This window comes from Siphonobacter sp. BAB-5405 (assembly GCF_002872335.1).
Lineage (GTDB): Bacteria > Bacteroidota > Bacteroidia > Cytophagales > Spirosomataceae > Siphonobacter.
Map to the genome: position 1 here is coordinate 245,431 of NZ_NJAG01000013.1, position 11,801 is coordinate 257,231.

Here is an 11,801-nt window from a genome sequence, read left to right on the forward strand (position 1 = left end):
CGTCGGGTACATACACCGGTCCAGAGCCCATTGTATGTACCCGACGAACGGTACGCTTCCCTACTAAACAAGGCATTACGCTATTGACTCCACTCCGTAGGCGTACGATCCCAACGGTGATTTTTGAGTTCGTCCAGTAGTTCTGTAGAAAGGCCTTTGCCGTCGGCAGTAGCCATATTGGCTTCGACGTTACGGATTTTTCGCATCCCCGGAATGATCGTTCCAACGTCGGGATTGCTCAAGATAAAGCGTAAAGCCATTTCGGGCAGGTTCATTCCTTCCGGGATCAACGGTTTCAATGCTTCGGCGTGATCGACGCTGGCATTCAGGTTCTCGGGAACGAAGTAGGTCGAACGCCAGTCGTCTGCCGGGAACGTAGTATCCTTGGTCAGATTACCCGTCAGGGTACCTTCATCGAAGGGTACCCGGGCAATTACGGCGACATCAAGTTCTTTACAAAGCGGAAACAGATTATCTTCCGGAGCCTGATCGAAGATATTGTAAATTACCTGTACCGAAGAAATCAATCCCGTACGCAGGGTTTGCAATACGTTATCCGGCTCCCAGCGATTCACCGAAATGCCCCAGTGGGCCACTTTCCCTTCTTTCGTCAGTTTTTCAACGGCTTCTTTCCAGTCATCCTGATCAGCCCAGGCGTCTTCCCAGACGTGAAACTGTTGCAGGTCAATTTGTTCAACCTTCAGGTTTTTCAGACTTTTTTCGGTATATTCAATGATGTGCTCGGCCGGAAAGCATTCATTCAGCGTATAGTCCGGTTTGGAAGGCCACTTGAAGTTTTTGGGTGGAATTTTGGTAGCCGCGTACAACCGTTTTTCGGGATTTCGTTTCAACAACTCCCCTAAAATTTCTTCGCTTTTACCGGCTCCGTATCCCCAGGCGGTATCGAAAAAGTTGCAGCCTAATTCTACCGAGCGATCCAGCGAACGATTCACTTCTTCAATATCGGAACCCGTCCAGCCCGCGAGCCCCCACATGCCGTAACCCATCTCGGAAACCTTCCAGTCGGTACGGCCAAATCTGCGGTAATTCATAGTTACAAAGAGGTTATGATCAACGTATAGTGATCCGTAAGTTTTTTCAAAGGTATACAGGTTTACGGGTAAAAACTGCGTTACTTACGTTTTCAACGCCTAATCTTTCACTCGCTCATCCAGTCGGGTGTGATTCTACCGTAGAGGTCTTTGACGGAACCAAAACCAATGACATCCTGCATAGGTGGGTTCTCGGAAACTTCAGCTCCCCGCATGACTTTTCGAGACCCGTGTTTATCGCGAAGTTCGTAGTATACTTTCCGGAGTTTATCCTTTCGCACGTTGTCTTCAAACAACTGATACTGCACCAACTGATCGGGAATAAACTGGTGTACGCCAATTCCGAGGGCTACCAATCCGGAATTGAACAGCGACTCGGAGGAGTGATTCCACTGGGCCTTGGTTTGAGCCCGTTTCAGTACCAGATTAAATAAAGCGACCCCATCCTGCACGGGCGTTTGAAATTGCATATCATCCTGATAGGTTCGGCCTTCCTCGTATTTAGCCCAGAAATGGGCCGTTTTACAGAAGACACTTTGCTGTACCATCCGACGCTCCAGGGTCTGGCAAAGCATAAACAGAATCTGCTGCAAGATCTCAGGCGACCGCCGCTGGCTGCGTGAGAGCTGCCGCATGGCCTGCATGCTCTTGTAAGCAGAAGTGTACTCGGTATCAACTTCGTAGAAATTAAGTCGTAGATGCCAGTGCCAGCCTACAATACTGCGACACGCCGCCCGCAAAAACTCCGGATCCGCGTAGCGAAGCTGGAGGGGCGTTTCGATCCCGGCCTTTTGCAAACGTTGGGACATGCCGTGACCGATACCGGGTAAATCCGTCAGTTCAAGCTGACTGAGAATTAAATCAATGTTACCAGGAGAAATAACCGTTAGTCCATTCGGCTTGATTAAATCCGAACCCAGTTTGGCCAGAAATGCATTAGGGGCAATGCCAATCGAACACTGTAGATAATCGCCTACTTCCTGATGAATGGCTTTTTTAATGGCCCGGGCCACGGGTTCGAGATCGTGGTAAATGAGTCGGTGATTACTTAAAATGACAATGGCTTCGTCGATACTCCGGGGGATGACCTGATCCGAAAACCGGCGTAGGATCTGCATGATCTTCGTGTGGTAGTCACGGTACTTGTCCGGCGTAGTCGTGAGCGGCACTAGCTCCGGACACAGGCGTACGGCTTCATTCAATCGCATCCCTAACTTAATCCCACGTTTTTTCGCCTCGATCGAGGGAGCAATGACACAGCCGTATTGGCCCGTATACACGCATACCGCCACAGGTCGTCCCCGCAGGTAGAAATTGTCCTGCTGTTCACAACTGGCAAAAAAACTGTTCATATCCACGAACAGTACGGCCGCTCCAGGAGGTATACTGAATTCGTTCATGGACTCAAATTCAGTACTTTATGATTAAAAAAACAAGTGTTTTGGATAAATTTTAAAGCCAAAACAGAGCTTTTAAAAATCTATTGAATGAAAAATATATACATTTTGTATACTTTGTCTGGTTTTATTATACAGATTTAGGAATTTTTGACAGCCTTCTTGTGCCTCTAATTAGTCGATCGACAAACCGATTTCAATAAAAAAGGTCGCCCGAATAAGCGACCTTTTTCTTTATTGAAACTTAATTTTATACCGTAAAATTATCAGCCCATTTATAGGCTTCAATCAATTTCTTCTCGCCTTCCGCTCCACCTACGGAAATGCCGTGTTCCATACCGAAAATGAAATCCCGGTTGGTTGCCTTCATTTTTTTATAGATGTGCTTGAAGATATTCTGATAATTTATTTCTCCGGAACCGGGTTCGTTCCGGCCGGGGTTGTCGCCCATCTGGAAGTACCCGATTTCATTCCACGCCCAGTCGATGTGCGGAATGATATGGCCTTCGTTTTTCTGCATGTGGTAAATGTCAAACAGAATTTTGCAGGAAGGACTATTCACAGCCCGGCAGATTTCATACGTCTGGTCGGAAGTTCGCAGGTACAGATCGGGCGTATCGCTCAAGGGTTCCAGTACCATAATCAATCCGTGCGGTTCGAGCATTTCGGCTCCCCGACGCAGGGCATCAATTACGTTACCGGTCTGAATACCGATGGGGAGATTCCGCTGAAAATCGCCTGGTACTACGGTCGTGTATTTCGTACGGCAACGCTTGGCTACTTCAATGGCATTCTGACAACCCTTCAGGAAAATATCCAGGTGTTCTTTCTTACCCGCAGCCAGGGTGTTGGCTCCATTGCCCCCTTTGTGCAGGACAAACACGCCCATTTCCATACCCAGCTTATTCAGCAAATCACCCATTTTGGTTTGCTCTTCGGCAGATCGACCTGTCATCCCGTTATCTTCCAAAGCCCTGAAGCCCTGGTCGGCCATAAATTCAATCTGCTTGTATAGGTCTTTACCGCCCAGGTTATCGAACATCCCTAAGTGCGGGGCGTATCTGAGCTTAAACGTGTTTTTTGGGGGGGCAGCAGTTACCCGCGATAAACCGCCTAAAGCTGCCACTCCGGCGGCGGCAGATAAATTCTTAACGAACGTTCGACGTAGCATGTCTTGTAGTTAGAGGCATTGATTACTCGCAAAAAAACGAAACCCTGACCGCAACTAAAACATTCGGGTGACTTTTCGGAAAAGAATTTAACGGCTATCGGATCGATTGCAGAACTTTTACTACTTCTTACAGGCTTGCAACAAACGATCAGTGAAACGTTTGGCAGAAGGATGCTACGACATCCATTTGTTTTGTAATCACCGAGCCAGAACTTAAGAAAAGAGAAAATAAATTCTTGTTTAGTAGAGGAATACCAGTGACTTACAGAATTTATAGCAGATCTTTATTACTTCTATACAATTTTTACCGTATGTATTAGTTCGGTTAGGTAAGGCCCTAATACGATGCATGATGATAACTGATTTTCGATCTGCCATTGGTGTACAGGAATAAAAATGAAGGAAATGGAGCTGCCTTATTTTATTCCTGTTTCCCTCGCAGACTCAGTAATCATTTTATCTGCCCAACCAACCTTTTTGAAGTACAAACTACAAGTGTTTACAAGAAAGTACCTATTTTTGAGGTTGTTGTCTTAGAGAAGAGGCCTATACTATGGAACCAAAGAGACGTTCTCGCCGTTTTCTAATAATGCTATAAATGATCATTCACCTTCGCCATTGATGCAAAAGTAGTTTCACCAACCAAACGAACACTCAATGAACAAGTCCCTAACGTTAGTGGCCGTTACGGCCATCGTACTTGCGTTATCCTTTGGATTTATCAACCCGTTTTCCTCGTTTACTACTGAAAAGAAAGCTCCTGTTGTCACTACTAAACCCCTAAATCCCGATCAGGAGTGGGTTAGTTTATATGACTCGTTACAATTACAATCCCTGGGCTTATCCTCTGAAGCTTTTCATTATGCCTGGCATGGTTTCCAGCAAATGAAACTGGAACATCCCGTAGTAGCCATTGCCGATTTTAGCCAGTCTTCCCGTAACAAACGGTTATACGTAATTGACTTGTTAAAAAAGAAACTGATTTATAATACGTACGTGGCTCATGGCATGAATTCGGGTCAGGAATTCGCTCAGCGTTTTTCTAATAACGATTCATCGCACCAATCCAGCCTGGGCTTTTACAAAACCATGGGTACATACCAGGGTAAACATGGCCTTTCGCTGAAACTCGAAGGCCTTGAAAAAGGTATCAATGACCACGTTTACAGTCGGGCTATTGTAATGCACGGAGCTGATTACGTAAGCGAAGCTTTCATCAAACAAACGGGCCGACTGGGCCGTAGTCAGGGTTGTCCTGCCGTTTCGTACGCCGATCATAAGATTTTGATCAACTTGTTGAAAGGCGGAGCGGGCTTGTTTCTGTATTCCAATAATGCAGATTACCTGAAACAATCCCAACTCCTGACGGGCGTTCATCAGACGGATCAACGAGCTGAAATTGCTTCTGATTTATCCCATCCGTATACGTCATTGTAGTATACCAACTGTCCTTTATCGTTGATATCCGCTCCCAAGTACAACAGGAAAACGGGTACTTTAGGTGATAAGGCATAGTACGTCGGAGGTAACGCTTCTGCTCCCGTTTCATCGAGTGAATCGCTCTCCAAAAGTTGCTTTCCAGCCATAAAATTGGCTAAATCCGTTGGTCGTTGCACCCGAACGCAACCATGACTCCGCCAGCGTTGCTCTTTGGCAAACAGGTAGCGGGCATTGGTATCGTGCAGGTAAATGGCCAGCGGATTTTTCAGTTCTACTTTCAGTAATCCCAGTGAATTATCCGCACCCGTATCCTGACGGAGGCGGTACGGAAACCGATCTACGGATAGGGATTGCCAGTCAACCGACTCTGGATCTACGGTATTTCCTTTTTTATCAATAACCTCGATATTGTTGTTATCCAGGAAGGCTACGTTGTTCTGAATCTTGGGCAGCATTTCTTTCACGGCAATGCTTCGGGGTACATTCCAGTACGGGTGCGTAATAACCTGCGTAGCGTACGTGTCCATGGGCGGCGTTGCTTTGTCTTTCTTACCCGCTACGACCCGCATTTGCAGGGCTTCCTTACCGTTTGCATCCATTCCCACCAGATAGGCCCCTCGAATGTTAACCAGTACTAATCGGGAAGCGTCTTTAGCCTGACGATGTATCCAGCGATACGCGTTCATAGATTCCGCCACCAACTGAGCACTATCCGACTTGCTTTGCTCGGTCATTAATCGGGTGTATTCCTTTTTTAACTGCTGGTAAGCCGGATAACCTGGCTCCAGTGATTTCAGGGCATCTTCCACAGCAACGCCCTGTACAATGCTCCAGCCCGCCGTACGAACGGCTGCTGAATCAATAGGTTGTACCTGCTCAACGTGTTTGATGTATTTGGGTTTATGACCAAAGCCAATTTCTGCCAGCAAGCTGAACGTTGAACTCTCGGGTGAATCAAAGGCATCAGTTTTGATACCGTTTTGCCGGGCATATTGCAGAATCTGATCGTGTACTTCCTGATCACTTAGTTCTTGATTCAGGGCTTCATCAGTACGTTCCGAAGCCTGATTGTATTTTTTCTTACAGGAAACTAAGTTTAAAATCAGGATGCAAATGATCAAGGGTAGGCTAATTCGCAGCAGTCTTTTCATAGCTCTCATAAACAATGTTCAATAGAAGTTTATGAAATAGTTATGCTAACCCCTTACTCGTCCTTGTCTATTGACAATCAGAGCTATTTCACTAAAAAGTAATTAATCTTCGTAGATTTTTTTCCCCAACACCCCTTACTAAAACGATTTTCAGGATTCTACCGATACGGGATGTATCTGGTGATAGAGTTGGGTAACGCGGGTTCGAAGCTCCTCCTGCAAGGAAGCCGGACTGAGAATCCGGGCTTTTTCAGCAAACAGTAGAAACCAGCGGACAAACATATCAGGCCAGGCTGAAACAAAGGTCATTTCAACCCATGCACCCCGGTCGATTTGTTCAACAAATCCGTACACGAATTTTTGTCGGTCTATGTACTTCAATACGTCCCGGTCTACTTCAATTACGATGGTATGCAGCTTTCGCTGAGCGGTAATTTTATTCAGATATTCTTTCAATACCGGATGCTCGGTACTAAAGGGCAGCGTAGTGGGCTGTACGGACAGGAGGCGATCGACACGGAAATCGCGGTAATCATTCCGTAAGCGACAGAATGCGATGACATGCCAGTGGTCATAGGCAAAGAAAATACCAATGGGCTCGATGATTCGTTGCGTAGGGGCTTCTGTACCAAAAGCCTGGTACTGTACGTGCAGGCAACGTTGCTCGGTAATACTTTTTAAGATAGGACTTAGAAAAGCGTTATCGGTTTCTTCCAGAAAGGGCGAAGACGTCTGACGAATTTCAATATGCTGCTCCATGTGTTCCAGCAGCGACTTTTCGGCAGATTTCAGTACGGACCGCACCTTATACATGGCCGATCGGTAACTCTCCCGAATGGACTGGTCCGTCAGCTTATCTACCAGCTTTTCGGCGGTTAGGAAAGCCATGGCTTCCTCTTTCGTAAACATGACTGGCGGCAGACGGTATCCATCCATGATGGAGTAACCCACACCCGCCTCGCCTAAGATGGGTACCCCCGCTTCGCACAAGGTACTGATGTCACGGTAAACGGTGCGGAGGCTAATACCAAAACGTTCGGCAATGTCCTGGGCTTTTACAATGCGGCGGGATTGCAACTGAATCAGAATGGCCGTTACACGGTCGATACGGTTCATGACAACAAAGGGGCTTGGCTGAAAAAAAAAGGATTGATTCGATGAACCAATCCTTTACTCAAAGATACTATCCTCCGCTGAATCCCGATGGAAGAAACCCTTTATTCCTGCATGAGCCGAACGAGTTCGTTTATCGTCCGCCAGTTGCGGGTGGTAGCGGTTACTTTCAGTTTCGTTTCAAAAAAGGCATTCGATAGCTTCGTATTGCCGTAACCTTTGGGGCAGCTCAGATACACCTCCCGATCTAGAAGTTGGAACCATTCCGGCTGTAGGTCAAGCTGCTGTAACGCTTCAATCCGGGCTGGATCAGGCTGCTTAGCCAGGAACGTTACATACCAGGAAGGCGAGGCTTCTGAACCTGGGAAAGGCTTCCTGACTATTACCTCTTGCATTTCTTCCAGGGTACGTAATATTACCGACACCTGAAAACCGTACTTCTCCGAAATCTTCTGCTGGATACCCTCAATCAGGGTATCACGGTTTGTTTCACGCGTTTCAAAGATGACGTTTCCGCTTTGGACGTACGTTCGCACTTCGCTCAGCGATAGTTCTTCGTACAGAGCTTTTAATTCCTTCATCGGAATCTTCTTCTGTCCGCTTACATTAATTCCTCTGAGCAACGAAACAAAGAGAAACATTACGCATGGGGCATTTTAGCAGCCAGTACATTCACCTGCTCAATGATTGGAGGGCCCGCCAGCAGTTCGGCAGCGTTGGCAACCAGGGCCTCAGCAATCTCACCCGATAAGTGTGCCTGGCGACCTCTTTCGTGCGGAAACGTATCAAAAATACCAAAGGTCGAAGGGCTAATTTGAATAGCGTACCAACTAATGGTTTCCGTTTCTTCCTCCGCTAAATGTAAAGCCGCCTGAATAAATTCAGCGACTTCCTGCTCTTTTCCGGGCTTTGCTTCCAGGCGTACTAACAAGGCAACATTTACCATAATAAATCGACGATAGTGTTATACTAATGATAGTGACTAGCACAAATAACTTAAATAATTAGCAGTTTTTATCGGAACGTTTAAATTTTTAAGTCTATACGTTGCAGAAAATTGCTTAACCCATTCCGTGCTTTTCTTTTCACCCATCTATCCGAAGTTCTACATGTAGTTGTTTGCCAAAGCTCTGTATGGAACTACTCTTCGTATTGGTCCGGCGTTTGGCCATCTTTCATTTTTATATCTGCCTGAATCCCCGTATTTTCCGGCCAGTCGACTCGTTCATTAATCCCTTCGCTCTCTTGACTTCCATTTCAAAACGCAGGCTCAAGGCCATCTTTGGCGGTTCCGTTGGTAATTTGGTGGAATGGTATGACTGGTATACCTATTCAGCTTTTGCCCTCTACTTTTCATCGTCCTTTTTCCCTTCCGACGATCCTACCGCCCAACTGCTTAATACGGCAGGGATTTTTGCCATTGGCTTTCTGATGCGGCCCATTGGCGGCTGGCTATTCGGTACGCTGGCCGATCGCGTGGGACGCAAACGCTCCATGACGCTTTCGGTGTTACTGATGTCGCTGGGTTCGCTTCTCATTGCGGCCACTCCGACCTACCGGCAAATCGGCCTGCTGGCTCCGGCTCTGCTCGTCCTGGCCCGCTTGCTTCAGGGCCTTAGCGTAGGTGGCGAATATGGCGTATCGGCCACCTACCTCAGCGAAATGGCTACGGCCCAGCGACGGGGCTTTTATTCCAGTTTTCAGTACGTTACCCTGATTGGCGGTCAACTGATGGCTCTGGGTATTCAGTTGATTCTACAAAAGCTTTTACTCATGGAAGAACAAATCCATGACTGGGGCTGGCGTATTCCCTTTGTAATTGGAGCCCTGCTTTCAGTTATTGCTCTGTACCTGCGGCGGCATCTGGATGAAACCCGGGCTTTTGAAGAAGCGTCGCCCCAACGGAAAAAAGGGAGCATCGGCGAATTACTGCGGCATCCCAAAGCGGTCCTGACCGTCGTTGGACTCACGCTGGGCGGTACGCTGGCTTTTTACACCTATACCACGTACATGCAGAAATTTCTGGTCAATACCGTGCATTTGAGCAAGGGTGAATCAACGCTGATTTCTTTTCTCTCCCTAGCCATTTTTGCGTTGCTCCAACCCCTCTTTGGCCTGCTGTCCGATCACATAGGTCGTCGGCCACTCCTGTTAGGTTTTGGTGTACTGGGTACGCTCGGTACAGTACCGTTGCTTACAGCTTTAAGTCATGCTTCGGGACCATGGGAAGCTTTCGTCCTTCTACTGATAGCCCTGGTCATTGTCAGTGGATATACGAGCATCAACGCCGTCGTGAAGGCGGAGCTGTTTCCCGCGGAAATTCGGGCTCTGGGCGTGGGCTTACCCTACGCACTGACGGTCGCTATATTCGGCGGCACCGCCGAATACATTGCCTTGCTTTTTAAAAACCTGGGTCACGAATCCTACTTCTACTGGTACATTACCGGGGCCGTTTTTACTTCACTGCTGGTGTACGTCTTTATGAAAGACACCAAATACACGTCCAAGCTGAACGCCGAAACGGATGGCTAGTGTGATTTGATCCAAGTTGAGTCCGTAACCATTCCAGAGCAAAAATCACGTACAGATTCCATTCTTCGTCTTTTAAACGTAAGCGGCAACTAGGATTGCCGTAGTACTTCACTTTTCCCATCAAACCATGCCGAAACGCTATCTGCTTAGCCTTTTTCTAGTATTCACCTCATGTTCTGTTCATTCACAAACGGTCATTCTCAACGAACGGGCTCGTGCGGCTACAATCGATGACGTACTGGAAGATCGTCTGGAAAACCTGTTGCCGCGTCTGATGCGTCGGGAAGGTATTGATCTCTGGGTATTGATCTCGCGGGAATACAACGAAGACCCGGTCATGCGAACCATGCTACCGAGTACCTGGCTTTCGGCCCGCCGCCGTACCATTATGGTTTTCTATGATCCGGGAGCGAACAAACCACTGGAAAAATTAGCCATTGCCCGCTATGACGTAGGTACGCTGCTGAAAGGGGAATGGGATCTGAGTGCCAATCCCGACCAGTGGGATGCGTTGGTGAAGGTGATTCAGCAAAAAAATCCGAAGAAAATCGGACTTAACTTTTCGCAGTACTTCGGCCATGCTGACGGTCTGACGTACACCGAACAGGGCGAGTTCATGAAAAAGTTACCCAAAGCATTTCATGACCGTATTCAGTCGGCCGACCGGCTGGCCATCAGCTGGCTCGAAACCCGTACCGAAAAGGAAATGGTGCTGTACCCGATGATTTGTCGGCTTTCGCACGAGCTGATTGCAGAAGCGTTTTCGGAAAAAGTAATTCAGCCGGGCGTAACGACCACCGACGATGTGGTCTGGTACCTGCGGCAACGCGTAACGGATCTGGGACTGGATACCTGGTTTCATCCGACTGTGGACATTCAGCGAGCCGATGATCAACGCTTCGATCACCTGCGAACGTTTTCCAAACGTCCCGGTACACAAGTCATTTTACCGGGCGATCTGTTGCACGTTGATTTCGGGATTACCTATTTACGGCTCAACACGGATCAGCAGCAACACGCCTACGTACTAAAGCCGGGGGAAACCGACGTTCCGGAATTTCTGAAAAAAGCTTTTCGGCAGGGTAATCGGCTACAGGATATTTTAACGGAACGCTTTAAAGCCGGAAAAACGGGTAATGGCCTACTGGAAGAGGCCCTCAAACAGGCCGAAAGCGAGGGAATCATGGGCAGCATTTACTCGCACCCAATTGGGTTTCATGGCCATGCAGCCGGTCCCGCCATTGGGATGTGGGACAACCAGAAAAACGTAAAAGGTACGGGCGACTACCCGCTTTTTGAGCAGACGGGGTATTCGATTGAACTGAACGTAGCCGTACGCGTGGAGGAGTGGAATAAAACGGTTCGGATTATGCTCGAAGAAGACGGCTACTATGATGCGGCGGGTTTTCGGTACATCGACGGACGACAAACGGAAATTTTTACCATTCCCCGCCGGGCTCCGCACCTGAAGTAAGTGGAGGGTTTCTAAAAAACACTCCACGCCTGAATTGTGTTACCTTGGCTAGTACTTTACTTGTTTTCCCATGAATGCCTTCCTGCAGAACTTATCACAATACATGCCGGATTATCTCTGGAATCTGTGCGTCATTGTCTTTTCGATCCTGATTGGCGTCATCCTGAAATATCTGGTCGTACCCGTCATTCGCAAGCTCACGGCCCGTGAACTGCCCTACTCTATTTTCCGTTCGTCGATCCGGCATTTCAAGTCCATTCTGATTTTTCTGATTCCGCTACTCGTGTTCAATACGCTCTTTCCGCTTATGCATTTGGAACGGGCCTCCCGCGTAACCATCAACCGAATCCTTGAAATTTGCATTACCATTGCCTTCGCCGTCATTCTGATCAAGCTGGTTCGGGTACTGGAGGACTACCTGTACCATTTTTTCGATTCCAATAAAATTGATAACCTCCGCGAACGGAAGCT

Annotated in this window: 11 protein-coding genes; 4 read left to right on the plus strand and 7 right to left on the minus strand. The window is 47.7% G+C overall.

All coding sequences use genetic code 11. The annotated features are described in order from the left end of the window. Positions 1-80: 80 nt before the first annotated feature. The 3 genes from BWI97_RS13275 to BWI97_RS13285 all read right to left on the minus strand — a co-directional run bounded on the left by BWI97_RS13275 (position 81) and on the right by BWI97_RS13285 (position 3,620). Positions 81-1,052 (minus strand): aldo/keto reductase, encoded by a 972-nt coding sequence (locus BWI97_RS13275; RefSeq protein ID WP_094808241.1) that lies wholly within the window; start codon positions 1,050-1,052, stop codon positions 81-83. Positions 1,053-1,159: 107 nt separating this feature from the next. Then, complete coding sequence (locus BWI97_RS13280; RefSeq protein ID WP_102201315.1) at positions 1,160-2,452, minus strand: DNA polymerase IV; 1,293 nt, start codon at positions 2,450-2,452, stop codon at positions 1,160-1,162. Positions 2,453-2,699: 247 nt separating this feature from the next. Beyond that, positions 2,700-3,620: a hydroxypyruvate isomerase family protein gene (locus BWI97_RS13285; RefSeq protein WP_102201316.1), complete on the minus strand. Its 921-nt coding sequence runs from the start codon at positions 3,618-3,620 to the stop codon at positions 2,700-2,702. A 657-nt stretch (positions 3,621-4,277) separates the two neighbouring features. On the opposite strand from BWI97_RS13285, the gene BWI97_RS13290 reads away from it, so the two are divergent. After that, positions 4,278-5,057: a murein L,D-transpeptidase catalytic domain family protein gene (locus tag BWI97_RS13290; RefSeq protein ID WP_094808239.1), complete on the plus strand. Its 780-nt coding sequence runs from the start codon at positions 4,278-4,280 to the stop codon at positions 5,055-5,057. Here the strand turns inward: BWI97_RS13290 and BWI97_RS13295 are convergent. The 4 genes from BWI97_RS13295 to BWI97_RS13310 all read right to left on the minus strand — a co-directional run bounded on the left by BWI97_RS13295 (position 5,006) and on the right by BWI97_RS13310 (position 8,270). Next, positions 5,006-6,211, minus strand: coding sequence for a L,D-transpeptidase family protein (locus tag BWI97_RS13295; protein WP_158242751.1), 1,206 nt, complete (start codon positions 6,209-6,211; stop codon positions 5,006-5,008). The two genes, BWI97_RS13290 and BWI97_RS13295, sit on opposite strands and share 52 nt — an antisense overlap. A gap of 150 nt (positions 6,212-6,361) precedes the next feature. Next, a complete protein-coding gene (locus tag BWI97_RS13300) occupies positions 6,362-7,327 on the minus strand; it encodes a YafY family protein (RefSeq protein ID WP_102201317.1) in 966 nt (321 codons plus the stop codon). Positions 7,328-7,428: 101 nt separating this feature from the next. Further along, the gene (locus BWI97_RS13305) at positions 7,429-7,965 is read right to left on the minus strand and encodes a DUF1697 domain-containing protein (protein WP_102201318.1); all 537 of its coding nucleotides are present in this window, start codon (positions 7,963-7,965) and stop codon (positions 7,429-7,431) included. After that, on the minus strand, positions 7,965-8,270 hold the full coding sequence (locus tag BWI97_RS13310) for a putative quinol monooxygenase (protein WP_094808235.1): 306 nt from the start codon (positions 8,268-8,270) through the stop codon (positions 7,965-7,967). Before BWI97_RS13310 ends, BWI97_RS13305 begins: the two co-directional genes overlap by 1 nt. 188 nt (positions 8,271-8,458) lie before the next feature. On the opposite strand from BWI97_RS13310, the gene BWI97_RS13315 reads away from it, so the two are divergent. The 3 genes from BWI97_RS13315 to BWI97_RS13325 form a co-directional block, all read left to right on the plus strand. After that, positions 8,459-9,856 (plus strand): MFS transporter, encoded by a 1,398-nt coding sequence (locus tag BWI97_RS13315; RefSeq protein ID WP_102201319.1) that lies wholly within the window; start codon positions 8,459-8,461, stop codon positions 9,854-9,856. Between the two features lie 127 nt (positions 9,857-9,983). Further along, positions 9,984-11,330, plus strand: a complete 1,347-nt coding sequence (locus BWI97_RS13320; RefSeq protein WP_102201320.1) for a M24 family metallopeptidase — start codon at positions 9,984-9,986, stop codon at positions 11,328-11,330. 70 nt (positions 11,331-11,400) lie between these two features. Continuing rightward, positions 11,401-11,801 (plus strand): hypothetical protein (locus BWI97_RS13325; protein WP_199182010.1); only part of this gene is annotated, 401 nt, incomplete at its 3' end.